The sequence below is a fragment of the Thermoactinospora rubra genome (assembly GCF_002093975.1).
GTDB lineage: Bacteria > Actinomycetota > Actinomycetes > Streptosporangiales > Streptosporangiaceae > Nonomuraea > Nonomuraea rubra_A.
Window position 1 is genome coordinate 1 of the sequence record NZ_MSZZ01000050.1, and the last position, 23,348, is coordinate 23,348.

General features: G+C 71.5%; 26 protein-coding genes. 10 read left to right on the forward strand and 16 right to left on the reverse strand.

The annotated features are described in order from the left end of the window. Positions 1–1,292: TROVE domain-containing protein (locus tag BSB02_RS30670; RefSeq protein ID WP_206184977.1), on the forward strand; the 1,292-nt coding region annotated here is incomplete at its 5' end. Here the strand turns inward: BSB02_RS30670 and BSB02_RS30675 are convergent. Continuing rightward, positions 1,279–1,779, reverse strand: coding sequence for a DinB family protein (locus BSB02_RS30675; RefSeq protein ID WP_084964235.1), 501 nt, complete (start codon positions 1,777–1,779; stop codon positions 1,279–1,281). The genes BSB02_RS30670 and BSB02_RS30675 overlap by 14 nt on opposite strands. 53 nt (positions 1,780–1,832) lie before the next feature. On the opposite strand from BSB02_RS30675, the gene BSB02_RS30680 reads away from it, so the two are divergent. Then, positions 1,833–2,201, forward strand: a complete 369-nt coding sequence (locus BSB02_RS30680; protein WP_143591342.1) for a nuclear transport factor 2 family protein — start codon at positions 1,833–1,835, stop codon at positions 2,199–2,201. A gap of 78 nt (positions 2,202–2,279) precedes the next feature. Here the strand turns inward: BSB02_RS30680 and BSB02_RS30685 are convergent, their stop codons facing one another. Next, positions 2,280–2,729, reverse strand: a complete 450-nt coding sequence (locus BSB02_RS30685) for a hypothetical protein (RefSeq protein ID WP_143591344.1) — start codon at positions 2,727–2,729, stop codon at positions 2,280–2,282. A 230-nt stretch (positions 2,730–2,959) separates the two neighbouring features. Further along, complete coding sequence (locus BSB02_RS30690; RefSeq protein ID WP_084964239.1) at positions 2,960–4,513, reverse strand: OmpA family protein; 1,554 nt, start codon at positions 4,511–4,513, stop codon at positions 2,960–2,962. Positions 4,514–4,787: 274 nt separating this feature from the next. On the opposite strand from BSB02_RS30690, the gene BSB02_RS30695 reads away from it, so the two are divergent. Then, positions 4,788–5,348: a hemerythrin domain-containing protein gene (locus BSB02_RS30695; RefSeq protein ID WP_084964241.1), complete on the forward strand. Its 561-nt coding sequence runs from the start codon at positions 4,788–4,790 to the stop codon at positions 5,346–5,348. Positions 5,349–5,417: 69 nt separating this feature from the next. Here BSB02_RS30695 and BSB02_RS30700 read toward each other — a convergent pair whose 3' ends face one another. Together BSB02_RS30700 and BSB02_RS30705 are read right to left on the reverse strand one after the other, a co-directional pair. Continuing rightward, positions 5,418–6,455 carry an AraC-like ligand-binding domain-containing protein gene (locus BSB02_RS30700; RefSeq protein ID WP_143591346.1) on the reverse strand — a complete coding sequence of 346 codons (1,038 nt, stop codon included), beginning with the start codon at positions 6,453–6,455 and terminating at the stop codon, positions 5,418–5,420. Between the two features lie 8 nt (positions 6,456–6,463). Then, positions 6,464–7,117 carry a TetR/AcrR family transcriptional regulator gene (locus BSB02_RS30705; RefSeq protein WP_084964245.1) on the reverse strand — a complete coding sequence of 218 codons (654 nt, stop codon included), beginning with the start codon at positions 7,115–7,117 and terminating at the stop codon, positions 6,464–6,466. 214 nt (positions 7,118–7,331) lie between these two features. On the opposite strand from BSB02_RS30705, the gene BSB02_RS30710 reads away from it, so the two are divergent. Further along, positions 7,332–7,769, forward strand: coding sequence for a hypothetical protein (locus tag BSB02_RS30710; protein WP_084964247.1), 438 nt, complete (start codon positions 7,332–7,334; stop codon positions 7,767–7,769). Between the two features lie 72 nt (positions 7,770–7,841). Here BSB02_RS30710 and BSB02_RS30715 read toward each other — a convergent pair whose 3' ends face one another. From BSB02_RS30715 to BSB02_RS30745, 7 genes are all read right to left on the reverse strand, one after another. Beyond that, positions 7,842–8,099, reverse strand: a complete 258-nt coding sequence (locus BSB02_RS30715) for a hypothetical protein (protein WP_084964248.1) — start codon at positions 8,097–8,099, stop codon at positions 7,842–7,844. Continuing rightward, positions 8,096–8,545, reverse strand: coding sequence for a hypothetical protein (locus tag BSB02_RS30720; protein ID WP_084964250.1), 450 nt, complete (start codon positions 8,543–8,545; stop codon positions 8,096–8,098). Before BSB02_RS30720 ends, BSB02_RS30715 begins: the two co-directional genes overlap by 4 nt. 91 nt (positions 8,546–8,636) lie before the next feature. Then, entirely contained in the window at positions 8,637–9,071 is a 435-nt protein-coding gene (locus BSB02_RS30725; protein ID WP_084964252.1) for a MarR family winged helix-turn-helix transcriptional regulator, read from the reverse strand. Between the two features lie 58 nt (positions 9,072–9,129). Continuing rightward, positions 9,130–10,524: a PepSY-associated TM helix domain-containing protein gene (locus BSB02_RS30730; RefSeq protein ID WP_084964254.1), complete on the reverse strand. Its 1,395-nt coding sequence runs from the start codon at positions 10,522–10,524 to the stop codon at positions 9,130–9,132. Positions 10,525–10,653: 129 nt separating this feature from the next. Then, positions 10,654–11,220: a hypothetical protein gene (locus BSB02_RS30735; protein WP_143591348.1), complete on the reverse strand. Its 567-nt coding sequence runs from the start codon at positions 11,218–11,220 to the stop codon at positions 10,654–10,656. Positions 11,221–11,387: 167 nt separating this feature from the next. Beyond that, complete coding sequence (locus BSB02_RS30740; RefSeq protein ID WP_084964258.1) at positions 11,388–12,044, reverse strand: YdcF family protein; 657 nt, start codon at positions 12,042–12,044, stop codon at positions 11,388–11,390. 15 nt (positions 12,045–12,059) lie between these two features. Next, positions 12,060–12,824, reverse strand: a complete 765-nt coding sequence (locus BSB02_RS30745) for a GntR family transcriptional regulator (protein WP_084964260.1) — start codon at positions 12,822–12,824, stop codon at positions 12,060–12,062. A gap of 253 nt (positions 12,825–13,077) precedes the next feature. Here BSB02_RS30745 and BSB02_RS30750 point away from each other — a divergent pair, with 253 nt between their 5' ends. From BSB02_RS30750 to BSB02_RS30775, 5 genes are all read left to right on the forward strand, one after another. Next, positions 13,078–13,407, forward strand: a complete 330-nt coding sequence (locus BSB02_RS30750; protein ID WP_143591351.1) for a hypothetical protein — start codon at positions 13,078–13,080, stop codon at positions 13,405–13,407. Beyond that, complete coding sequence (locus tag BSB02_RS40020) at positions 13,404–13,655, forward strand: hypothetical protein (RefSeq protein WP_143591353.1); 252 nt, start codon at positions 13,404–13,406, stop codon at positions 13,653–13,655. Before BSB02_RS30750 ends, BSB02_RS40020 begins: the two co-directional genes overlap by 4 nt. Before the next feature lie 610 nt (positions 13,656–14,265). Then, complete coding sequence (locus tag BSB02_RS30760; protein WP_084964264.1) at positions 14,266–15,318, forward strand: class I SAM-dependent methyltransferase; 1,053 nt, start codon at positions 14,266–14,268, stop codon at positions 15,316–15,318. 32 nt (positions 15,319–15,350) lie between these two features. Next, positions 15,351–18,269 (forward strand): AfsR/SARP family transcriptional regulator, encoded by a 2,919-nt coding sequence (locus BSB02_RS41670; RefSeq protein ID WP_158088772.1) that lies wholly within the window; start codon positions 15,351–15,353, stop codon positions 18,267–18,269. A gap of 96 nt (positions 18,270–18,365) precedes the next feature. Then, positions 18,366–18,911 carry a GrpB family protein gene (locus BSB02_RS30775; RefSeq protein WP_084964268.1) on the forward strand — a complete coding sequence of 182 codons (546 nt, stop codon included), beginning with the start codon at positions 18,366–18,368 and terminating at the stop codon, positions 18,909–18,911. A 58-nt stretch (positions 18,912–18,969) separates the two neighbouring features. On the opposite strand, the gene BSB02_RS30780 is transcribed toward BSB02_RS30775, so the two are convergent. Both BSB02_RS30780 and BSB02_RS30785 read right to left on the reverse strand, forming a co-directional pair. Then, positions 18,970–20,802 (reverse strand): glycoside hydrolase family 15 protein, encoded by a 1,833-nt coding sequence (locus tag BSB02_RS30780; RefSeq protein WP_084964270.1) that lies wholly within the window; start codon positions 20,800–20,802, stop codon positions 18,970–18,972. Between the two features lie 46 nt (positions 20,803–20,848). Further along, positions 20,849–21,346 (reverse strand): DUF1269 domain-containing protein, encoded by a 498-nt coding sequence (locus tag BSB02_RS30785; RefSeq protein ID WP_084964271.1) that lies wholly within the window; start codon positions 21,344–21,346, stop codon positions 20,849–20,851. Positions 21,347–21,585: 239 nt separating this feature from the next. Here BSB02_RS30785 and BSB02_RS30790 point away from each other — a divergent pair, with 239 nt between their 5' ends. Further along, the gene (locus tag BSB02_RS30790) at positions 21,586–21,768 is read left to right on the forward strand and encodes a hypothetical protein (protein ID WP_084964273.1); all 183 of its coding nucleotides are present in this window, start codon (positions 21,586–21,588) and stop codon (positions 21,766–21,768) included. 21 nt (positions 21,769–21,789) lie between these two features. Here the strand turns inward: BSB02_RS30790 and BSB02_RS30795 are convergent, their stop codons facing one another. Together BSB02_RS30795 and BSB02_RS30800 are read right to left on the reverse strand one after the other, a co-directional pair. Then, positions 21,790–22,299 (reverse strand): potassium channel family protein, encoded by a 510-nt coding sequence (locus BSB02_RS30795; protein ID WP_084964275.1) that lies wholly within the window; start codon positions 22,297–22,299, stop codon positions 21,790–21,792. Then, complete coding sequence (locus tag BSB02_RS30800; protein WP_143591357.1) at positions 22,296–23,327, reverse strand: cation:proton antiporter; 1,032 nt, start codon at positions 23,325–23,327, stop codon at positions 22,296–22,298. The genes BSB02_RS30795 and BSB02_RS30800 overlap by 4 nt, the downstream gene beginning before the upstream one ends. Positions 23,328–23,348 lie beyond the last annotated feature (21 nt).

Sequence of the window (23,348 nt, forward strand, 5' to 3'; positions counted from 1 at the left end):
GGCACAGGCTGAATCCCCGGCATTCATGCCGGGGAGCACGTCAATACAAGAACCTGGGCGGCAAGCCCACGTCCCGCGGCACGGCCCCGCGCGTGGGCCGCTCGCTGCGCACCGCGCTCGGCTCGTGGTTCCTGGCCGGTGACGCCGACAGTGTGGCGTTCAAGGCGTGCAAGGCGATGCGGCGCAAGACCCCGCAGGGCGAGGACTTCAGCCTGCGGGACGTGCTGCGCATCGCCCACCCGGTCGCCGACACCGAGCAGCGCAAGACGCTGCTCGGGTGGATCGCCGGCAACGTCGCCGACGAGCAGGCGCGCGAGCAACTGCCGTCGGTGGACGCCTTCCTGACGGCCAAGGCGGTCACCAACGCCGACGAGGCGGTCCGCGTGGTGACCGAGCGGCGGGTGCCGTGGGAGTTCCTGCCCGACGCGATGCTGCGCGAGCCGCAGGTGTGGGACGCGCTCGTCGACACGGTCGGCATGACCGCGCTCCTGCGCAACCTCGCGCGCATGACCCGGATCGGCACCCTCAGGCCGATGGCCGACGCGACCCGCCGCGCGGTCGCCCGGCTCACCGACCGGGAGGCGATCCTGCGTGCCAGGATCCACCCGATGGACGCCTGGCTCGCGCTGCGCGTGTACGGCTCGGGCCGCTCCCAGCCCAACCCGCGCGCCGAGGCCCAGGCCTGGACCCCGGTCCCGGCCGTCCTCGACGCGCTCGAGGAGGCCTACGAGCTGTCCTTCGGCGCGGTCGAGCCCACGGGGAGGCGGCTGCTGGTGGCCGTCGACTCCAGCGGCTCCATGGCGTACGCGACCGTCTACTCCGGCGGCTCGCGGCTCGGCACCGCCTACGAGGTCGGCTGCGCCATGGCCGTCATGCTCGCGCGCATCGAGCGCGGCAACGTCCACGTCATCGACGTCGACACCGCCGTCCACCCCTCGAAGGTGACCCCGCGCACCAACATGCGCGAGATCGCGGCCTGGCGGCCCTCCGGCGGCGGCACCGACCTGGCGCTGCCGTTCACCTGGGCGCAGCGTGAGGGCCTGGACGTCGACGGCATCGTGGTGTTCACCGACAGCGAGACCTGGGCGGGTCGCGCTCACCCGGCCCAGGCGCTGGCGGCCTACCGCCGTACGGTCAACCCGGACACCCGCGTCGTGGTCGCCGCGATGACCCCGGTCGGCTACTCGATCGGCGACCCGCGCGACCCCGGCGTCCTGAACGTCGCGGGCCTGGACGCCGGTCTGCCCCTAGTGGTCAACGGGTTCGTCCGCGCGGCGGCTACTCGCCGGTGACGCCGTCGATACGTTCGCGCAGCAGGTCGGCGTGGCCGTTGTGGCGGGCGTACTCCTCGATCATGTGGACGAGGATCCAGCGGTGCGTGCAGTCCTGGCCGTTGCGGTCGCCCACGGCGTCGAGGGGCTTGGCGGCCGAGATGGCGCGGGCCCGCTCGATCTCCTCCCGCCACGTGGCGAACGCCTCCTCGACCGAGGCGGTGTCGACCTCGTTGAAGTCGGCGTCGTTGTCGCGGTCCTTGCCCCAGAGCTTGTGGACGTCCTCGCCGTTCAGCACCCGGCGGAACCAGGAGCGCTCGACGTGCGCCATGTGCCTGACCAGGCCGAGCAGGGACAGGCTCGACGGCGGGGCGGACCGCGTGCGCAGCTGCTCGTCCGACAGGCCGGCGCATTTGACGGCGAGGGTGGCGCGGTGCCATTCGAGCCAGTTGGTGAGCACGGTCCGCTCGTCTCCGGTCAAGGGCGGCGGGGTGCGGGTGTCTGTCACGGGCGCCTACCTTATCGCCTGCCTTGATCTGGATGTCCGCTAAATTCCCTGGCATGGTAGACAAGCAAGATGATCCGGTTCGGGAGGCGATCAATCGGGAGATGCGCCTCCTCGACCCGGCGGTCCGGTCCTCGGCGGAGCTCATGGGAGAGCTTCTGGATCCCGAGTTCACCGAGATCGGAGCGTCGGGGCGCCTGTGGGACCGGTCGTCCATCATCGCGGCCGTCACTCAGGACGCCGATCCGGATGCGGCGCCCATTGCCGTCGGCGACATGGCGGGCAGGCTCCTCGCCCCCGGCGTCGTTCATTTGACGTACGTCTCCGACGGCAATGGCCGGCGGGCGCGGCGAAGCTCCATCTGGCGGCACACGGAGCGGGGCTGGCTGATTTACTTCCATCAGGGAACGCCGAGCTCGTCCTGAGCGATGACCCCTCGGCTCTGGAGAGGGGTCTCCCGGTGCGGGCGTCGCGCACCGGGAGCTCGGCGACGAGGTCAGGCTCTAACAGCCCCGAATAACCCCGGTGGGCCGATCGAAGACCTCGATGGGGAAGCCCAGCAGCCGGACGTCGAGGAGCGTGGCCTTACCCCAGTAGATTCTCTTGCCGCTGACCGAGTTGCACGGCACGGACGCCTGGACGTATGTGGTGCCTTTGAAGTTGTACAGCGTCTTGTGCTGCTGGGCCAGGTTGTAGTTCCGCAGCCACCCTTTCTTGAACAGGGTCGCATCGATGCGGATCGAGTGCCTCTTGTTGCAGGTCACGGTGGTACGCGCCCAGAGGCGTCCGCCCCAGACGAAGGCCGAGGCCACAATGGGGCAGTCGTTCTTCGTGTTGCCGAGCGCCACGAGCGGCGCGGTGGCGGCCGGCGTCTGGGCGGACGCCACGTGGGTCGTGCCGAGCAGCGCGCCTGTCATGGCGAGCCCGGTGATAGCGGTCTTGGCGAGGTGCATGTTCATGATGAAGGCGGCGGGCCTGTTCGTCCGGCTGCGTTTGCCCGGCCCGCTCTCCCGCCGTCGGGCATTCGCACGTGTCGCCATTCTCGAAAACCGCTTTCGCCTGCTCCGCGGAAAAATACTCACTTAGCGTTCTCTGTCGCCTTCGATATCGCGTGAAGAAAAAAATCGTGGGCAGCACTGAATCCCGCCGCCGGCGAATCCGGCGGCGGGTCGGCGGCCGTCACTCAATCGCGGATGGGAATTCCGGGAATGCGGCCGAATTCTCCGGCGTCGAAGGTGACGCTGGTGACGTTCGCGGGCGGTGCGGGCACGTACATGAATCCCCTGTTGGTGGTGCCGGGTTCGAGGCGGAAATGGGCGCGGCCGGGATCGACGAAGGCGTCCTCGTAGTCGTTGGCCTTGTCCGGCCCGACGCGGACGCCCCGGTAGAGGCGGCCGGTGGCCGGATCCAGCACGCCGAAGGAGCCGAACGTGCCGCCCGTCGCGCCGGGATAGGCGAACATCCAGCTGACGTGGGACGGCCCGAGGTTGGTGATGTCGAAGACGGCGACCAGGTAGCGGCCGTCGCGGTAGAACGGCTTGACGTCGATCCGGCGGCGGTTGTCGGCGAAGTCCGCTTCACGGCTGGCCACGGTCTCGCCGTCCCGCTCCCTGAAGCGCGCGGCCCGGCCGTACTCCGTGGGCGCGGGCGTGCCGCCCGGCTGCCTGAGCCGGTAGGAGATCTCGACCCTGCGGTTGCGCCGGCGGGCTTGGGCGTCGTCGGCTCCGCCCTCCTTGGCCACCGGCTCGGTCTCGCCCTTGCCCTCCGTCTGATACTGGTGGCCGGTTCCCAGACGGGCCTGGAGCTGGGCGTGTACGGCTCGCGCGCGCCGCAGGGACAGATCGGCGTTGTAGTCGTGGCTGCCCTTGCCGTCGGTGTGCCCCTCGATGTGGACGGGCGAGGCGGCCTCCTGCCGCATGGCGCCGGCCAGGTCGTCCAGCTCGGCCTTGGCCTTGGCGGTGAGCCGGTCGGAGTCGAAGGCGAACAGGACGTCGGTGCGCAGGGCGATCGTCTTGTCCGAGCTGCCGGTGACGGTGGTGGACTCGGGGTCCTCGACGACGTCGTACAGATCGTGCACCTCGCCCCGGGGCTGCCCCTGCGGCTGGAAGACGGGCCAGGCGGGCGTGCCCAGCGGGCCGGGCGTGGTTCCCGGGGGCGCGTCGGCCACCGGAACCCCGGTGAACTCCCCGGCCGTGCCGGGACTGACCACGGTGAGGGTCGTGACGTGCGCGGGCACCGGCGGGAAGTGGAGCACCGCCTCGTAGCGCACGCCGGGCTCGGAGGCGGACGCCTGGCTGCCCACGGTCGTCTCGGTGTCGTCGTACAGGGGGTAGTACAGCTTGCGGCCCACCGGATCGACCAGCATGAAGTGCAGGTTGGCCCGGCCGGCCACCCCGGCCACGCCGAAGCTGGGAACGGTGGCCTGCTCGGCCAGAGACGTGACGAAGAACCGCAGAACCGACTTGTCCGGATGTCGTTCCACGTGCTGGATCTCCAGCCGCGCGTGGCTGCCGAACCCGAACCAGCCCTCCTTGACCATCGCCGGCTGCCGGGGCGTCGCATCGGACGCGCCCGGCCGCGTGACGGGAGCCTGCGGGGTGCCCGGCGGCTGGGGAGACGACGCGGACGCCGGGGGCGACGGGGGCGAGGCCAGAGGTACGGCACAGCCGGCCACGGCCACCGACGCGGCGGCGAGCGCCCCGGTCCATCGGCGAGGCCGGCACGACTTGACGGTCATGACGGCACCCGAGCCGCCACGCCCGTCCCAGCGACGCCGCTGTGGTGATCGACGGAGTAGCCGCCTTCCTTCTTGGCGTTGAGCATTTCCCCATGCTCGCCGCCCGGCCCGGACGCCGTCTTTGCCTCGGGTGCACGGTGCTTGGCCGTCAGCGCACGCGAACCGCTCCGGCGAGCGTGCGCGCGTCGACAGGCATCGTGCACTCACCGTCAAGGACACCTCGCCATGCGTTGGCCATGCTCGTCACGACCGCAGGCATGATGGAAGGACAGGCATGACCGAGCACGCATCCCCTCCGGCCGGCCCGCAGGGCTGGGCGCTGACCAGGTTGATCAAACTCCACGATGCCCTGCGCGGGGACATGGCCTTGCTGAGAAGTGTGGGCGCCGCGGTCGCCGGCGGCGACGACGAGACGGCCGCGGCCGCGTTGCGGGAACTCGCCGTCCGCCGGCCCGACTGGACACTGCGGAAATTCTGCGCGTCCTTCTGCGACTTCGTGCACGGGCACCACTCCGTGGAGGACGAGGTGATGTTCCCCATGCTGCTGCAGCACGGCGGGGACGACACCGCCCGGCTGGCCCAGGTGATCGAGAAGCTCAGGGCCGACCACGAGGTCATCGCCGGGCATCTGGCCGAGATCGAGCAGGCGATCGCCGACGGCACGGCGGACCCGTTCCGCGCCTCCTCCGTGCTCGCGGCCATCGACCGCCTGGCCGGCGAGCTCGACGAGCATCTCGCCTACGAGGAGACACAGCTGGCCGCGGCACTCAACGCCTTCTCCATGGTGGTGTCCGAGGACGACATCCCCGAACCGCCGCCCGACCACCTGCCGTGAGGGCCGCTGCACGCCCCTGCCGCCACGGCGGCTCGAAACCGGGCGCGCACTGTGCGCCGCGGGCCGCCGTCAGGCTCGGCGTGGGCCTTGACGCCGCTCGATGCCCGCCTGTTGCTTCCCTGCTTGCTCCTCGGCCTGTTCCTCGGCTTGCTCTCCGGCTTGTTCCTCGGCGCATTTGAGCCGATAAGCGCCCGGCGGCAAGCCGTACGCCTGCCGGAAAGCCGTGCTGAACCGGGCGGGATCCGTGAAACCCCACCGCGACCCGATCGCGTGGACCGGGACCTCGGCCAGGACCGGGTCGGCCAGGTCCAGGCGGCACCGCTCCAGCCGGCGGGTGCGGATGAGCCCGGCGAGGGTCGTGGGCTGGTCCTCGAACAGCCGGTGGAGGTAGCGCAGGGACACGTGGTGCGCGTTCGCGATCGTCCTGGGCGACAGGGCCGGATCCTTCAGGTTCTCCTCCACGTACGCCCGGATGCGCAACAGCAGGCTGTGCCGGCGCGGCTGCGGCGGTGCGGCGGCGGGCGGCGTGGACGCGGGCGCGAACGCGGCGAGGGTCAGGTCGAGCAGCGCGGAGCCCACCCCGGCCGCGGCGGCGCCGAACCGGGTGGGGTCCTCGGCGACCTGGCGCACCATGGCGTACAGCAGCGCGCCGGCGCCGTCCCGGCCCGACACCACGACGCCGGACAGGTCCGCGCCCCCGCCGGCGAAGGGCAGCAGCGCGCACGGGAAGACGAGCGACACCTGGTGATGCGCCGCGCCGGCCACGCGGGTCGGACGCGACAGGTCGACGAAGGCCAGATCGCCGGGGCGCACCTGGATCTGCCGGTCGCCCTGCTCCACCACCGGGTGCCCGCGGATCTGCACGTGGATGCTGCACACCCGCGGACCCGACCGGCGGATCAACGCGCGGTCGCGCACCGCCTCGCTGCCGGGAGCGGCGATGTCGACGAAGGTGACCACGCCGAAGTCGACGGTCCTGATCCGCCCGGCGTGGCCGTTCTCGTCACGGGGACGCAGCTCGAACGGGGCAACCGCCTCCCGCGTCCGCCCGGCCGCGGGAGCTCCTTCGCGCGGGCGCGGAGTCCGGCCTTGCGATGGATGGTCCACCGTTGCTCCTAACCGCCCGTCCCGTCCGGCTCCAACAGCGCCGCGAGCGCCTGCTCGGTCAGCCAGCGCTCGGCGTCGTCCCACGACCAGCCGCGCTCGGTCACCAGCAGCTGCCACGACCGGTGGCCGAACAGGAACCACAGGATGTCGGTCGCCCGCTCCACCGGCAGGCCGCGCTTGAGAGCTCCCAGCTCGTGGAGCCGGTCGGCGGTGTGCGCCAGCGTCTCGACGTAGATGCGGTCGGACCGCGCCTTCGTGGCGGCGGCGGTCTCGTCCAGGGTCGCGGCGGTGAACACGACCTGGATGAGGTCGTGGTAGCGCTCGTTGTCCGTGCGGGTGCCGTGCGCGGTGAGCTCGACGACCTCGGACGGTGTGGTGCTCCGCCTGATCCCGGCCAGTGTCGTGTCGACGATCGGGTCCCGGATGGCCTCCTCCACGATGGTCGCCAGGATGGCCGACTTGCCTCCCGCGCTGGCGTATACGGTGGGCACGGCGACCGAGGCCTCCTGCGCGATGTCGTTGACGGTGACCCGGCCGTAGCCGCGCTCCACGAACAGGCGCGTCGCCGCGGCGAGAATCGCCGCGCGCGTGTCCGACGCCGCCTGGGAACGGCGCGGCGACCGGTACGGCCGGCCGGTGCCGGCCGGAGACCCTGGATCCATGCGTCCCCTCGTCCGAATATAGGCTTGCTATGGTGAATATAGCTAGCCTATATCGCTGGAGACTGTTGGACCGAGGAGACGACCGGCGGCGCCGGACGGCGAGGTGAGTAATTTTCCGTAGAACCTCCGGAGACCGGCTCGGAGGCTGGCGTTACGTGCGAATGCCCGAAGCGGGGAAACGGGCCGGGCAGACGCAGTCGGACAGGCCCGCCGCATGATCATGAACCTTCGCACCGTCAGATCACTGGCCACACGGTTCCTCGCTACGATGGCGCTCCTGGCCGCGGTCCTGGCGCTGGCGCCGGCCCAGCCGAGCCAGGCGGCCGGCGCCCGAGTACGGGTCAACTGCGGCATCGTGACGTGCTCGATCTACTACAGCAAGAGCGCGACGGCGGCCATGAACCGCTCGATCGACTACCTCGGGTTCGACCCGGCCAAGGCCATAGCGGGCCTGTGCGGGTTCGCCGACAGGGCTGCGGAGGCCTGCAAGGAACTGGCGCTGGCGCACGCCGGTTCGTCGGGGATCGCCAACATCAGGGCGGCCGTCAAGCGCGGCGGCTGCCTCGTGGCCCGCGTCAATCCCTACTCGGCGATCACGGGCTTCGGCTTCTACGGCAACGTCCCGTTGAGCAATCCGTACTGCGAGCCCTGAGACGCACGCGGCCCCGGTCTTCCCCTGGTGGAGCGCTGGCAGGTCCTTCCGTGGAGAGTCGCGGGGCAGTCATCATCCCTTCCGCGTCGCGCCGAGGTGACGCAGGGCGAGCAGGCCGCCGACGCCCGGGACGAGGGCGCGCCAGAGCACGCCGGTCGCGCCCTGCGCCATCGACGCGGCGGCGACGACGGTCAGGTAGGCCATGCCGTGCAGCGGGCCGGCGACGCTCGTGATCGTCCTGGCGTGGACCGTGAGCAGGTTGGCGAGCAGGATCGCGAGGGAGATCGCCTCGACGGCGCCCGCCGTTCGCAGGACGCGCGTCGCCGTCACGCTCCCGCCCCCGAGCCCGGGCGGACGATCATGAGGACCACGACGGTCGCCCACACCAGGTTGTAGACGCCGGCGAGCATGGACAGCGTCCGCAGCCCCCGGCCGTCGTCCGGGGCGGCGAGCGCCCGCCTCTGGCGAGGATGGATCTGCGTGGCCAGCAGCAGGCCCGCGACGCCGGTGAGGACCATCGACACGGTGATCCAGATCTCGCCCATCCGGCCCTGGACGGTCGCCAGCGCGATCCCGGCCGCCGGGACGATGAGGCCGAGCACCGCGTACCCGCCGGTGATGCGGTGCAGGGCGGCGGCCACGGCCGGGTTCCGGTCACCCGAGCCCGGCGAGGGGACGACCGGCGCGTAGCGGGGGAACAGGCTCGTCGCGACGGCCGAGCCGCCGACGAACACGATGCTGCCGAGGACGTGCACCGCCAGCAGGACATGGTCCATGGGATCTCCTCCAACCTTCAGGGTTCCTGAAGCCTAGCGTCAGCTTCAGTCACCCTGAAGGTCGGGTCGGGAGATCGCACGTAACCCCAGGTCAGCCGCCTTCGTCGTGGAACGCCGCGTACAGGGCCCGGCCCACGCGCTGCTGGACCGGGTCCGCCCCGGGGCCGAAGAGCCGGGCGTCGACCTGCGCCACCACCTCCTTGGCGGCCTGGAGGAGGCGGGCGCCCTTGGCGGTGACCTCGATCGTCGAGGCCGATCCGGCCCGCGCGGTGCGATCGCGCACCAGCCCGGCTTTCACCAGCCCCTTCACCGCGGAGTGCACGGTCTGGACGCTGGTTCCCGACATGCGCGCCAGGTCGCTGAAGGAGACTCCGGGCACGCCGGCGATGTGACCGAGCAGCCCGAGCTTGCCGACGGTCAACTCCAGCGGCGCCAGCGCGGCGTTCAGCTCCGCCTCGACCCGCCGCGCCAGCGTCAGCACGACGATGGAGGTGCTCCACGCGGGAGGCCCGTTCTCGATGGACACCGCCCCAGTCTCCCGCACTGGCCGGGAACGGCCCCGCACATGGTCACGTACTCCGGCCTCACCCCGGGATTCGATCACCTGCCCGCGCCGTCCGGGAGCGGAGCCCGAGCACGACGTCGACCACCAGGAAGGCGGCCAGCGAGATCCCCATCAAGGGCAGGAACCAGCCGACGACCACGGCGAGCAGCACGAGAGGCGCCAGGACGGCCCAGTGCACCCCGCGCCATCCTCCGCGCGGGTACGGCCTGCCGAACCCCCGGGTCGGGCGGCGCTGCCACCACATGCGGTAGCCCAGCACGATGAGCGCGATCACGCCGACGGCCAGCGTGGCCAGCAGGATCTGGTTGGCCAGGCCGAACAGCAGGCCCATGTGCCCGTCGATGCCCCAGCGGGCGAGCTTGGCGGCCAGCGGGTAGTCGGCGAAGCGCAGCTCCGCGACGACCTGGCCGGTGGCGCCGTCCACGGCCACCTGGTCCAGCCGCTGGGGCGCGGTCTTGTCGATCTCCTTGACGACGTATGGATCGCCGGGACGGCCCGGCCAGACGATCTCCAGCGGTCCCGACAGGCCTCTGCCCGCCGCGGCCCGGGCGATGCCGTCCACGTCGGCCTCGGCCACGTCGGCCTCGGAGTGGCCACCGGAGTGGGCCCCGTGGTCGCCCGAGGAGGCGCTGATCGCAGGCGTCGTCCAGCCGAGCGCGGCACGCAGCTCGTCGACGTTCTCGCCGGCGTACTTGGACCACGTCAGCCCGGTGGCTGACAGGAAGAGCAGGCCGGTCACCGCCCACAGGCCGATGGAGCCGTGCCAGGGCAGGCTACGCCGCGGCCCGGCGGAGCGGCCGGGAACGACGAGCCCGAGGAGGCGGCGGGTCCTGCGGCGCCTGGTGATCCACAGGAGCAACCCGCCGAGCGCGACCACCCACAGCCAGCTGGCCGCCAGCTCGCTGTAGAGCCGGCCCGGCTCGCCCAGGTGCAGGTTGCGGTGCAGGGTGGAGATCCACGCCCGCACCGGCAGCGCTCCGGAGCCGCCGTAGCTCTCCAGCTGGCCGCGCACCTGGCCGGTGTAGGGGTTGACGAAGACCGCGAGCCGGGTGCTTTCCGGCAGGCCCGGCACGTCCATCAACACCTGGGTGGTCACGCCGGGCTCGGCCGCCGGCCGTACCGCCTTGACCGTGCCGTCGGGACGGGCCGCCCGGGCGGCGGCGACCTGCCGGCCCAGCGGCAGGTGGGTCTGGCCGGCCGGCACGGTCAGCTGGTCCCGGTAGACCACCTGCTCGATCTGGAAGGACGCCGCGTACAGCAGTCCAGTCGCCGCGGCGACGAGGAGGAAGGGGGCGATGAGGATGCCGGCGTAGAAGTGCAGGCGCAGGATCAAGGGCTTCAGCGCGGTCCAGGTGGCCCGCCCGGGGGACCGCTGTTCGGCGCCGGCGACAGGGCGCACGTCGGTGGATGTCATCAGCAGGCTCTCCGTTCATGGGCGACGCGCACATCGACAGGTACGCGGCGTCCCGGATGGGGGTTCAGCCGTGCGCGGTCCGGCGCGCACGGAAAGAGCCGGGCACGGCTCGTGAGGGTGAGGGCCCGGTCAGCGAACGGAGAGGGGAACGGGCGGTCCCCGCCGGGAGACCACCGCGGCGAACAGCACGACGCGCCGCCGCTCGGCGCCGTGGGACACCGGGGCGCGGCCGGGGAAGCCGGCGTCGACGAGCGCGCCCGCGAGGATCAGCAGCCCGGTCCAGAGCCTGCCCAGCGACGTGACCGCCAGGCGCAGCATGGTGGCCAGGGCGGAGTCGCCCCGCTCCAGCCACCAGGCGGACCCGGCCGCGGCCGCCGCGTGAACCAGGAGCATGCCCAGCCCGCCGCCGTGGTCGTGCCCGGCCACCTGCGGCGCCGCGACCCCGGCGCCCGCCGCGAACAGGTGGTGCATGCCGTACTGCGCCGCGAAACACGCTCCCAGCAGCGTGCTCATGCCCCTTTGCCGGCCGCCGGCCAGATAGGCGGCGATCCAGGCGAGCGCCATGGCCGCGGCCAGGGTGTGCGGCGGCACCACCCCACCGCCGGCCAGCGCGTGCAGGGCGGCCGACACCAGCACGCACGCCGCGGCGAACACCATGGCTCGCAAGGCGCGCACGACAGGCCGGCCGACATGCATCCCGACATGGTGTCACGACAGGGTCCGATGTGGCGATGTCCGGAACCGGCGACGATCGCGACTCCAGGGCGGGGTGAGGTGGGTGGTACGGTCTCCCGCCATCGAAGTCGGAGGTTCGCCTCCATGATGGCTGGCCCGGCGGCGCCTCCGCCCTCGGCCATTCGTGATCAGATCAGGCGGCTTGTGTATCCGGCCTGAACCAATCGCTCGTAGGAGGATTGGACATCGGCGGGAACCGGTTGCTCGACGGCGAAGCCAAGCTTTGGGTATTCCATGATCCGCTGAGTGTCGCCGACGAGCATGTTGATGACCCGGTCGGGTCCGATCTTCTCTAGGTAGTCATCAAGTGACATCGAAAGCGATGCACACGTGATGTCGATCTCCGGCCAGAGCTTCTTGCAGGTTGCGTAGGCGCGTCGTTGCTGGTAGGGCCTGGAGATGATGACGGCTGAGCGGATCTCGAGGCCTTCTTTGGAGAGAAGGTCGCGCGTTCGGCTGATGTTCTCGCCGGTGTTCGTCGCGGTCGGTTCGATGAGGATCGCCTCGGCCGGGACCCCGCGGTGGATGGCGTGCTCCCGGTAGTGGACCGCTTCGCCGCGGGGGAATTCGTTGACCGTGGTCGGGGCGTTGGCGCCGGTGAAGACGATCAGCGGGAACATTCCGCGCAGATAGAGGTCCGCGGCGCAGGTCGCCACTCCCGCATCGTGGCTGCCCAGTCCGATGCCGACGTCGGCCGGCCGTACGACATGGTGCATGTCGTGGTAGTTCCATAGCGTCTCAACGTCGGCGCGGAGTGTGCCGGATAGCACGGTTCGGGCTCTCATGGCGTGGTTCCGCCCTCAATCGGGGATGCTGAACGTGTAAGACCATGCAAAGCGAGAGGCGGCATGAATGCCTCGGGCGAACTCGACCAGGCGTCCGTCCCGAGTGAAGGTGCGTCGCTGCAGAACCATGACAGGCTCCCCGATGGGAAGCTGGAGTGTCTTCGCCTCGCTGGGTGTCGGCATGCGCGCATAGATCGTCTCGGTGATGCTGTCCGGTTCGAGGCCCTGAGCGGTGAGTACGGCGAAACCTCCGCCATGTCCCGCCGGCCCTGGGGCCGGGTCAACCAGGGGTGTTCCTTCGACGTCCTGGGGACGGTAGTAGCTGTTGAGCATGTGCGTTGGTGAGTCGCCCTCCTTCACGAGCCGGGCGCGTTCGTAGACGGGTGAACCTTCCGGTATGCCGTAGGCTTCGGCGATCTCCGCGTCTGCTGGTATCCGGCGAACCGTTTGCGTCTGGTCGGTGAGCTTCCATGCTCGCTCGGACGCTTCGCGATCGGCGGCGAAGGCCACGAGGCCGAACTTCCACTTGCTCTTGGCGTAGCGCTCTACCCCAAGACGTCTCATCGGTGGGCGTTGGCGTACGACGGTTCCCCGACGGCGGACGGGTGTCACCAGTCCTTCGGCTTCGAGAAGTCCGATGGCTTGACGGACGGTCTTGATGTTGACGCCGTGCTCCTCGGCAAGCTGGTCCTGCTTGGGCAAGGTGTTGCCTGGCGGGTAGTCGCCCCGCTGGATGCCCGCGCGAAGGACGTCGGCCAGCTCGCGATAGCCGATGGCCATGCTGCTCTCCCCACTCGCGTACCCGGGGCAAGGGTAGCGATTTTCCTTGCACACCCGCCGTAGACATATAGAGCTAGCTCTATTGACACCACTTCTCCATCCTAGTTCTATAGAGCCACCTCTAATTGCGTGCGGGAAAGGTAGCGCGATGGCGCGTGATGTGGATCTCCCCAGGCATCGGCAGGGCGCTCCAAGCAGGAACACAGGTGCGACAGCCGATCGGCCGCGTGCCTGCTGCGGGGGTGGTGCTCGCGTGAGCGCGTGGCAGATGGCCGAACGGCTGCGGGTGGAGCTGGCCCGGCACAATGTGCCCAGCTACGTCTGCCCCCTCAGCGATCGGCGGGTGGCCGTGTCGCTCTGGCGCGGCCTGGTCGCCCGCACCGATGGGGAGATCATCTGGTGGACGGTGCCGCACCTGAGCCGAAGCGGGCGCGCATTGTGCACCTTCGCGTTCTCTCCCGTTGCCGCGGCCGAGCGGATCAGCGTTCACTATCGCCAGGTCCGCGCCCGTGATCCGGAGCCGGCGGAACTCCTGCCGGAGCTGACGCGCGCCACGCTGGGGCCCGGGGCGGCGCCACTGTGAGCGCGCGCCTGGGTGAGGTGGAAAACGAGTACGGCCATCAGTGGATCATCTCCGATGGGGCCGGATGCGGCTGGTACGCCGTACGCCGCGCCCTGCTGCCGGATCACGGCAAACAGCGCGGCCTGTCCAACGTCCGGTGCGGCCGGACCCTGGAGGAACTGGCCCGCCACCTGGCCGAAGAGCGCAGGCTCGAAGCATCCTGGGCGGCGCCTGCTCAGCTGTGGCCTCACCTTCGGCGGGCGTCTTGACCGTCACCGATCCAGGCACGGCGGCGCGGGCGATCTCGCCCTCACCGAAGCGGAAAGGAATTCCTTCCACCCCGCATCGACGTGCCGATGAAGTCCACAGATCCGATAACGGGGGTGGAATCGCTGCTGGAGGCCGTCGAACGGCATCGGCCCGACGTGGCCGTGATCGACGTGCGTATGCCGCCGACCCACACCAGCGAGGGTCTGCGGGCGGCGCTGGAGATCCGCGACCGCCATCCGGACGTCGGAGTGCTCGTGCTGTCCCAGTACGTGGAGAAGACCTATGCGGCCACGCTTCTCGCCGGTCCGGCCGAGGGGCTGGGATACCTGCTCAAGGATCGGGTCTCGGAGGTGGCCGACTTCCTCGAGTCGCTGGAGCGGGTGCGTGCCGGGGGCACGGTGTTCGACCCGGAGGTGGTCCGCCAGCTGCTCGCCCGCACCACGCACACCGACCCGCTGAGCAGGCTGAGCCCGCGCGAGATGGAGGTGCTGCGCCACCTGGCGCAGGGTGCCGGCCGTCCTGCGGTATCTCGGCAACTGAACGACAGGCAGATGAAAGGTCCGTTCCCGAAACTGCCGGTGACAGACCCCACCGAGGAAAGGCAGTGTCATGGATCTGGAACGGGTCAAGCGGTTCGCCGGCGACATCGCGCTCAAACGCGCGGGCGCCAGCGCCGTCCTGCTCAGCTACCTGGGCGACAAGCTGGACATCTGGCGGGCGATGGCGGGAGCGGGCCCGCTGGACAGCGGCGAGCTGGCGGCGCGCACCGGACTGTCGGAGCGTCATCTGCGCGAATGGCTCGCGGCGCAGGCCGTCGCCGGGCACGTGATCTACGACCCCGGCCGCGGCACCTTCGAGCTGCCCGACGAGCACGCCGCGGTCCTGGCGGATCCGGACTCCCCGGCCTATCAGGGCGGCGGCCTGGAGTGCGCGGCCGCCTTCTGGCTGGCGGCCGACCGGATCGCCGAGGACTTCCGCACCGGCCGCGGCGTCGGCTGGCACGAGCACGACCCGCGGCTGTTCAGCGGGGTGGCGCGGTTCTTCGAGCCGCTGTACCGCACGGCCCTGGTCGGCCAGTGGCTGCCCGCCCTGGACGGCGTGGCGGACCGGCTGCGCGAGGGTGCCCACGTGCTGGATGTGGGCTGCGGCCACGGTGGTTCCACCGTCCTGATGGCCCAGACCTACCCGCAGTCGCACTTCATGGGCGTGGACTACCACGAGGAGTCCATCGCCGCGGCACGGGAGGCGGCGAAGCGGGCGGGGGTGGCGGACCGGGTGGAGTTCCTGGTCGCCGACGCCCACTCCTACCCGGCCGGGTCATGGGACCTGATCTGCTTCTTCGACGCCCTGCACGACATGGGCGACCCGCTGGGCGCGGCGGCCCGGGCCCGTGCGTCGCTGGCGCCCGGCGGCGCCGTGATGGTGGTCGAGCCGTTCGCCCGCGACCGGCTGGAGGACAGCATCGGCAGCCTGGTGGCGCTGTCGTACTACACCGCCTCGACCATGGTGTGCGTGCCCAACTCGCTCGCGCAGGACGGGGCGGCGCTCGGCGCCCAGGCCGGTCCGGACGCGCTGGCCGAGATGCTGCGCCTGGCGGGCTTCGGCAGGGTCAGGACCGCGCTGGAGACGGACTTCAACCTGGTGCTCGAGGCCAGACCCTGACCGGGCGGCCGCGCCGTACCATCATGGTTCGCATGGCAGCACCCGACGTGCCCGGCTTCCGCGTCCTCGGGCCGCTGGAGGTCGAGGGCGTCCCGGCGGCGGCGCTGGCCCGGTCCCGGCGGCGCGTGCTGCTGGCCTGCCTGCTCGCGCAGGAAAGCCACTGGGCCTCCGCCGACGTGCTGAGCGACGTGCTGTGGGGAGACGACCAGCCGCGGCACCCCGCCGCCGCCCTCCACACCCAGGTGTCGCGGCTGCGGGAGATCCTGCGCCAGGCCGGGAACGGCGCGCGGATCGTCCCCGAGCAACGCGGCTACCGGTTGATCGTGGACCCCTCCGACATCGACGCCTGGCGGTTCGAGTCGCTGCTCCGCCAGGCCGGGTCGGTGCCCGCGGCCGAACGCGCCGAGGTGTACGGCAGGGCGCTGGCCCTGTGGCGTGGCCGTGCGCTGGAGGAGATCGCCGACCACCCGGCGGTGCAGCTCACGGCCACCCGCCTGGAGGAGCTACGGCTGGCCACGGTCGAGGACCGGGCGGCCGTGCTGATCGCCGCCGGGGACCTGAAGACCGCGACCGCCGAGCTGTCGGCGTTCGCCGCCGCGCACCCGCTGCGCGAGCGCGCGCTGGAGCTGCTGATGACCGCGCTCTACCAGGCCGGCAGGCAGAGCGAGGCGCTCGCGGTCTTCGAGGACTACCGCGCCAGGATCGCCGACGAGCTCGGCCTGGATCCCACCCCGGCGTTGCGTGCCCTGCAGTACGACATCCTCACCCAGGCGATCCCCGAGCGGCGCCCCGCCCACCGCCCGGCGGACCTGCCCGCCGTGCCGCTGTCCCGGCTGGTCGGCCGGGAGGCGGCCCTGCGAAGGCTGGACCGGCTGGTCCGCGAGCACCGTCTGGTGACGCTCGTCGGGGCGGGTGGCGTGGGCAAGACCCGGCTGGCCCTGCACGCCCTGCCCGGCCTGGCGGACGGGTTCCCCGACGGGATCTGGTGGTGCGACCTGTCGGTGATCGACTCGGACGTGGTGCAGGCGGTCGCGTCGGTCCTCGGCGTCGCCGAACGCTCCGGCGTCCCGCTGGCGGCCCGGCTGGGCGAGTTCCTCGCCGACCGCAGGTGCCTGGTCGTGCTGGACAACTGCGAGCACGTGGCGGAGGAGGCCGCGCGGACCGCCGAGCTGCTGGCCCGTAGCGGCCCGGCCGTCCACGCCATGGCCACCGGCCGCGAGCCGCTGGGCGTCGACGGAGAGCATCTGTTCACGGTGCGGCCCCTGGCGACCGATGCGGAGGAGGGCACGCCCGCCGCGGTCGAGCTCTTCCTGGACCGGGCACGCGCCCACGACGTCCAGCTCACCGCGGAGCCGGGCGTGCGCGAGGCGGTGGCCGCCATCTGCCGCCGTCTCGACGGCCTGCCGCTGGCCATCGAGCTGGCCGCCGCGCGCACCCGGTCGCTGGGCGTCGAGGAGATCCGGCAGCAGCTGGAGCGGGAGGGAGCGGCGTTCCTGTCCAACCCGCGCCGCGGAGCCTCCGGCCGGCACCGGGACATGTGGAGCGTCGTGGACTGGTCCTACCGGCTCCTGGCTCCCGCCGAGCGGGCTCTGCTGGAACGGCTGTCGGTCTTCGCGGGGACCTTCGACCGGGTGGCCGCGCGCGCCGTGTGCGCGGGCGGCCAGGTGCGCGCCGAACGGCTCGACGCCCTGCTCGGCGGCCTGGTCGACAAGTCGCTGGTGGTCGTCGGGCGCGACGGCGGCGCCACCCGCTACCGGCTGCTGGAGACCGTGCGGGAGTACGGCGCGCAGCGGCTCGCGCCCGATTCGGCCAGGCTCGGCAGGGAGCGTCACGCCCGCCACTACATCGAGGTGGTACGGCGGGCCGACCGCCTGCTGTGGGGGCCCGAGGAGCCGCAGGGCAGGCGCGCGATCGACGCCAACCTGGCCGAGCTGCGCGCCGCACACGGCTTCCTGCGCCAGGCCGGCGACACCGAGAACCTGCTGGCCCTGAGCGCGCCGCTGACCGAGTTCGTGATCCATCGGTCCAGGTCCGAGCTGTACCGCTGGGCCGAGGCCGCGGTGACCGCGGACTTCGCCGCGGCCTTCGAGGACTTCGCCGCCACCTGCGCGCAGGCCGCCTACGGCGCCTGGCAGCGCGGCGACCGGGCGCGGGCGGCCGAACTGGTCGAGCACGGCCGGCGCGGGCGGGGCAGCGTGGGCCACGCGCTGCACGTGGCCGGCCAGCTGGAGCTGTTCGAGGGACGGCTGGAGGAGTGCGTCCGCCTCAGCAGGCTGACGCGGGAGGCGTTCGCCGCCGACGGGCTGCACGGCTGGGCCGACCAGTGCGTGGTCGTGGAAGTGCTGGCGCACGCCTACCGAGGCGATCCCGAGGCCGAGGCACTGGCGCGCCGGTTCCTGCGGCGCATGCACGAGTGGGGCGCGCCCTCCATGGTGGCCTGGGGCGAGTTCGTGCTCGGCGAGGCGCTGCAGGGCAGCGATCCGGCGGAGGCGCTGGCCTGCCTCAGCCGCGCGGCCGCGGCCGCCGCCCCGGTGGGCTCCGACCTGCTGACGGGCATCTCGCGGCTGTCCGCCCTGGCCCTCCACGTCCGCCACGGGTCGCTCAACGAGGCGCTCGCGCTGGTTCCCGGCCTGCTCGACCACTGGGCCCGCGCCGGCGTGTGGCACCAGCAGTGGATGACCCTGCGCCTGCTCGCCCAAGCCGTCGCCGCGGCCGGCACGCCCGACCCGTGGGCCGCCGCGGCGATCCTCGGCGCGCACGACGTGTCCGCCACGGCCGGTCCGGTCTACGGGCCGGACGTGGCGCGGCTGGACCGGGCCAGGGACCGGCTGCGGGACACGCTGGGCGAGGAACGCTACGCCGAGGCGCTGGCCCACGGCGCCGCACTCGGCGACCGAGGGGTCCTGGCCCTGGCCAGGTCGATGTTCTCGGCGGAGGAGCATGCACCATGACCGCCGGAGGAGAGCCCACCACGGCCCCCGTCTATGACGATCACTCAAACCCTGCGCCTGCCCGGGATATAGCCCGACATCGTGGACAATCATGGCATGGGGGATCCAGTCGAGATCGTGGACTATGACCCGGCCTGGCCGGAGGAGTTCGCTGCCATCGGGGCAAGGTTGCGCGAGGTGCTCGGTCCCATCGCGCCACGGATCGATCACATCGGCTCGACGTCGGTGCCCGGTCTGGCCGCCAAACCGGTCATCGACATCCAGATCTCGGTAGGCTCCCTGGAGCCGTTGGAGGCATACAAGGCTCGGCTGGAGCGCCTGGGCCTGGTGTATCGGGCGGACAGCCCGGAGCTGACCAAGCGCTACTTCCGGGAGGCGCCAGGGAGCCGCCGCACCCACATCCACGTGCGCGAGCTCGGCAGCTTCTCCCAGCAGCTGCCCCTGCTGTTCCGCGACTACCTGCGCGCCCACCCCGCCGCCGCGGCCGAGTTCGCGCAGGCGAAGCGGCGGTGTGCGCGACAGTTCCGCGACGACCGGCAGCGGTACATCGCCGCCAAGGAGCCCCTCGTCTGGGACATCGTGCGGCACGCCGACACGTGGGCCCAGAGCATCGGCTGGCGACCGGGCCCGAGCGACGCCTGACCCGGCCTCGGCTCGCCACCATGCCGAGCGCCCGAAGTCCAACCGTGATCGTTTCCGGTCAGGGCACCAGCCCGCCGCGCTTCGCGGCCTCGTCGAGGTGCCGGTTGAGGCCGACGGCGGCGTTGATCAGGGCCAGGTGGCTGAAGGCCTGCGGGAAGTTCCCCAGCTGCTCGCCGGTCAGCCCGATCTCCTCGGCGTACAGCCCCAGGGGGCTGGCGTAGGTGAGCATCTTCTCGAAGGTGATCCGGGCGTCCTCCAGCCGGCCGGAGCGGGCGAGGGCGTCGACGTACCAGAAGGTGCACAGGGAGAAGGTGCCCTCGCTGCCGCGCAGGCCGTCGGGCGAGGCGCTGGGGTTGTAGCGGTAGACGAGGCTGTCCGAGACCAGCTCGCGGTCCATCGCCTCCAGCGTGGACAGCCACTGCGGGTCCTGGGGGGAGACGAAGCCCATCATCGGCATGAGCAGCAGGGAGGCGTCGAGCACGTCGCTGCCGTAGTGCTGGACGAACGCCCGCCGCTGCGGGTTCCAGCCCCGTTCCATGATCTGCCAGTAGATGCGGTCGCGCTCGGCCTGGAGCCGCTGGTGGTCGGTGGGCCGGCCCGAGTGCCGGGCGATCCGGATCGCCCGGTCGAAGGCGACCCAGGACATGAGCCGGCCGTAGGTGAAGTCCTGGCGCCCGCCGCGGGTCTCCCAGATGCCCTCCTCGGCCTGGTCCCAGTTCTCGCACAGCCACTCCAGCCCCTGGAGCAGCCGCGTCCAGCCCACGTGCGCGGGCTGGAGGCCGTGGCTGTCGGCGACATACGCGGCGTCCAGGAGCTCGCCGTAGATGTCCAGCTGCAACTGGTCGGCGGCGCCGTTGCCGACGCGGACCGGCCGGGAGCCGCGATAGCCCTCGAAGTGGTCCAGCGTCTCCTCGGTCAGGTCGGAGGAGCCGTCCACGCGATACATGATCTTCAGCGGACCGGACGCATGGCCCGCCTTCTCCTCGACGCGGTCGCGCAGCCAGGCCGCATAGCGCCCGACCTCGTGGGTGTAGCCCAGTCCGAGCAGCGCGCGGATGCTGAACGAGGCGTCGCGGATCCAGGTGTAGCGGTAGTCCCAGTTGCGCTCGGCGCCCACCTGCTCGGGCAGGCCGGCGGTGGGCGCCGCCACGATGGCGCCGGTCGGCGCGTACGTCATGAGCTTCAACGCCATCGCCGACCGCGACACGGCCTCACGCCAGCGCCCGGTGTAGGACGATCGGCCCAGCCACGCCCGCCAGAAGCGGATCGTCTCCTCATACAGCGCCCACAGTTCCGCGATGGCGACATGCCGGGCGGCGACGCCGCCGGACTCCATCACCACCCCGTCGACCTCGCCCGCCCGCAGCTCGACCGCCAGCCGTACGCCACGGTCGGCTCTCTCGGGTACGGCGGAGCCGGTCAGGTGAAGGGTGAGGCCCAGGTCCCCACCGGCGTGGAAGACGGCGCCCTCGGGCGAGAGCTCCAGCTCGTGGTCGCGGCGCCCGTAGTCGAAGCGCGGCTGCGCCTCCACCGTGAAGCGCATCCGGCCGCGGACGGTGCGGACGATCCGGACCAGCCGGTGGCACGCGGTCTCCCGCTCGGCGACCGGCATGAAGTCCAGCACCTCACCGACCCCCTCGTCGCTCATGAAGCGGGTGATGAGGATGGCGGTGTCGGGCAGGTAGAGCTGCCTGCTGACGTAGTCGTCGTGGTCGGGGCCGATGCGGAAGTACCCGCCGCGGTCGTGGTCGAGCAGCGAGGCGAACACGCTGGGCGAGTCGAACCGCGGACAGCAGAACCAGTCGACGGTGCCGTCCGAGGTCACCAGGGCCGCCGTCTGCAGGTCGCCGATCAACCCGTGGTCGCTGATGGCGGGATAGCGCTTCCTCATGTCGCTGTCCGGGTCGTGGCAGGCGCCGGTCCGGGGGCGCCGTGAGCTAACTGCGCATGCCGGCGGCCTGGACCGCTTCGCGCAGGTTCGTCTCCTGTTCCTGGCTCAGCGAGGTCTGGATGATGTGCCCGCCGTGCGGCGCGATCCGGGGGATCACCTTGTCGGGAGTGCTCTGGACGACCAGGACGAAGAGCGCGGCCGTCCCCGGCTCCAGCTTGTCGGCCAGCTGGCGCATGAAGTTGTCGTCGACGCCGACGTCGGTGGCGGCGCCGCCCGCCGCGCCGGCCGCCGCGCCGAGTGCCATGCCGAGCAGCGGCATGAAGAACAGCATGCCGATCAGCCCGCCCCACAGCGCGCCGCCGGCCGCGCCCATGCCGACCATGCTGGTGGCCTGGTGGAGCTTGATCTTGCCGTCCGCTTTCCGCTCGACGACGACGGCGTCCTCCATCGTGATCAGCTTTTCCTTCTGCAGCTGGAACAGCTGGTCCCGGACCGTCATGGCGGTGTTGACGTCGGGGTAGGCGACGGCGATGAGGTGGCTCATGGTTCCCCCTGTCCTGGCCGGGCGCCGTCGTGGCGCTCAGCGGTGGGTGTCGGTGTTGTGGTCACATGCCATGTCCCGTTCTGCCCGGTGACGCCTCTGCGGAAGGCAGATATCTCTCCAAAAACGGGCAATGCGCTCACCGATGCCGTGGGCTCCCCACCGGCCCGCCGTCCACAACGGCAAGGAAACGGTCAAAAGCGGATAAGGTGGTATCAAGGTGATTCGTCTTGGAGGCATCGATGCGCAAGGTCGTCCATGTCAGGCCGGTCGACGACGCAGTGGGGCACGAGGAGTCGCCGGAGTGCGTGTGCGGTCCGGCTGGACGGGACGTGTTCGCGCGGACGGCGGACCGCGCTCTCGGCACCATCTACCAGCACCACGCCCTGAGCCCCTGCAAGGAGTGGGAGGCGTCGGCCTCCTAGCCCCTGCTCCCGTACGGCGGGCTATCGGGGAAGGCGGGCACGCAGGGCGTTCAGCACGATGGAGATCGCGGACGTCACGAGGAGCAGATCGAAGATCATCTGCACGATCACGATGGCGCGGGCGGCCTGCCCGACCGGCGTGATGTCCCCGTATCCGACCGTGGACAGGGTCTCCACGGCGAAGTACAGGGCATCCAGCCGGGTGACCAGGCCGTCGAACTGGTCGGCCATGACGACGTACAGGCCGGCGAAGAACACCACGACCACGTCGACGATCATCAACAGCATGGCGACCTGCTCGGCCAGCACGCGGGCCGGGCTCAGCGCGCGCCGTACCTGCAGCCCGACGAGCCAGCCGACCGCCGCCAGGCCGCACAGCAGCGCGCCCACCCGCACGAGCGACTGTCCTCCCTGCAGGTCGGCCCGCTGCAGCGGCACCACGAAGTAGAGCCCGGTGACGATCACCACGGACGCCGACGCCCGTGCCCAGGCCAGCCACCTGGCCCGCCGGTGCCCGTCGGCGGCCGTCACAGGGGTTCCGATCGCTCGGCGACCTTGGCCCGGTAGAGCCTGAGCGCGATGAGCGGGTAGACCAGCACGCTCAGCACGCCTGCCATCACCATGGCCGCGGCCGTGCTGGGGGTGATCGCGCCGAGCTCCACTCCGGTCGAGGTGATCACCACGACCAGGGGCAGCGCCGCCGAGGCGAACAGCGCCAGCGCGACCGCGTGCTCGTCCCGGCGGTTGACCAGGTAGGCGGGCACGCCCCGGCTCACCAGGAAGAGCACGAGCACCAACGGGATGAGCAGCAGGCTCGCCGGGTGGGCGACGAGCGACTTGACGTCGAGCTTCACACCGCTGACGACGAAGAAGAACGGGATCAGGAAGCCGAAGCCGACGGCGTCCAGCTTGGCGGCGACGATCCTCTCCTCGCGCTCGTCCCTCGCCTCCATGCCGAGCCGTACGACGATTCCGGCGGCGAAGAGAAAGGCGGCGCCCGGCGCGATCACGGCGAAGGCCAGGACGACCAGCAGGGTGTGCAGCGGCGCGTCCTCGGAGAACACCAGCGCGATCGCCACGATCGGCCCGAACTCGCCCAGTGCCCCGATCGCGAGCACGCGGGCGCCGAAGGGGGTCGGCAACGCCCCCGAGTCCCGGATCATGGGCAGGATGGTGCCCAGGGCCGTGGTCGTAAGGGCCAGCCCGATGACCTGGGCGGTGACGGTCAGCCCGCCGCCGAGCAGCGTCCCCAGCAGGATCCCGAGCACCACGGACGCGAACCAGCCGAGGATGGCGGACTTCAGCGGCGCGCCGCGGATCTGCCGGAAGTCGATCTCGTATCCGGCCATGAACAGCAGGACGGCCAGGCCGAACTGGGAGATGGCGTCGACGACCTCGTCCACGCGCACCCAGCCGAGCAGGGCGGGACCGATCACCACGCCGAGCAGGATCTCCAGCACCACGCTCGGCACCCGGATCACCGGCGTCAGGCGGTCGGCGGCGATCGGCGCCGGCGCCGCCGCGAGCACGATCGCCGGCACGCCGGTCAACCCCTCCACGGCCGCCTGTCCCGTCTCGCG

Bases quoted from the DNA above. Each gene is read 5' to 3' on its own strand.
- BSB02_RS30780 (WP_084964270.1), bottom strand. From the start codon at position 20,802: ATGAGGAAGCGCTATCCCGCCATCAGCGACCACGGGTTGATCGGCGAC.
- BSB02_RS30775 (WP_084964268.1), top strand. From the start codon at position 18,366: ATGGGGGATCCAGTCGAGATCGTGGACTATGACCCGGCCTGGCCGGAG.
- BSB02_RS30760 (WP_084964264.1), top strand. From the start codon at position 14,266: ATGGATCTGGAACGGGTCAAGCGGTTCGCCGGCGACATCGCGCTCAAA.
- BSB02_RS30735 (WP_143591348.1), bottom strand. From the start codon at position 11,220: ATGCATGTCGGCCGGCCTGTCGTGCGCGCCTTGCGAGCCATGGTGTTC.
- BSB02_RS30720 (WP_084964250.1), bottom strand. From the start codon at position 8,545: ATGGACCATGTCCTGCTGGCGGTGCACGTCCTCGGCAGCATCGTGTTC.
- BSB02_RS30695 (WP_084964241.1), top strand. From the start codon at position 4,788: ATGACCGAGCACGCATCCCCTCCGGCCGGCCCGCAGGGCTGGGCGCTG.
- BSB02_RS30680 (WP_143591342.1), top strand. From the start codon at position 1,833: ATGGTAGACAAGCAAGATGATCCGGTTCGGGAGGCGATCAATCGGGAG.
- BSB02_RS30685 (WP_143591344.1), bottom strand. From the start codon at position 2,729: ATGCACCTCGCCAAGACCGCTATCACCGGGCTCGCCATGACAGGCGCG.
- BSB02_RS30785 (WP_084964271.1), bottom strand. From the start codon at position 21,346: ATGAGCCACCTCATCGCCGTCGCCTACCCCGACGTCAACACCGCCATG.
- BSB02_RS41670 (WP_158088772.1), top strand. From the start codon at position 15,351: ATGGCAGCACCCGACGTGCCCGGCTTCCGCGTCCTCGGGCCGCTGGAG.
- BSB02_RS30730 (WP_084964254.1), bottom strand. From the start codon at position 10,524: ATGACATCCACCGACGTGCGCCCTGTCGCCGGCGCCGAACAGCGGTCC.
- BSB02_RS30790 (WP_084964273.1), top strand. From the start codon at position 21,586: ATGCGCAAGGTCGTCCATGTCAGGCCGGTCGACGACGCAGTGGGGCAC.
- BSB02_RS30745 (WP_084964260.1), bottom strand. From the start codon at position 12,824: ATGGCCATCGGCTATCGCGAGCTGGCCGACGTCCTTCGCGCGGGCATC.
- BSB02_RS30710 (WP_084964247.1), top strand. From the start codon at position 7,332: ATGATCATGAACCTTCGCACCGTCAGATCACTGGCCACACGGTTCCTC.
- BSB02_RS30740 (WP_084964258.1), bottom strand. From the start codon at position 12,044: ATGAGAGCCCGAACCGTGCTATCCGGCACACTCCGCGCCGACGTTGAG.
- BSB02_RS30690 (WP_084964239.1), bottom strand. From the start codon at position 4,513: ATGACCGTCAAGTCGTGCCGGCCTCGCCGATGGACCGGGGCGCTCGCC.
- BSB02_RS30705 (WP_084964245.1), bottom strand. From the start codon at position 7,117: ATGGATCCAGGGTCTCCGGCCGGCACCGGCCGGCCGTACCGGTCGCCG.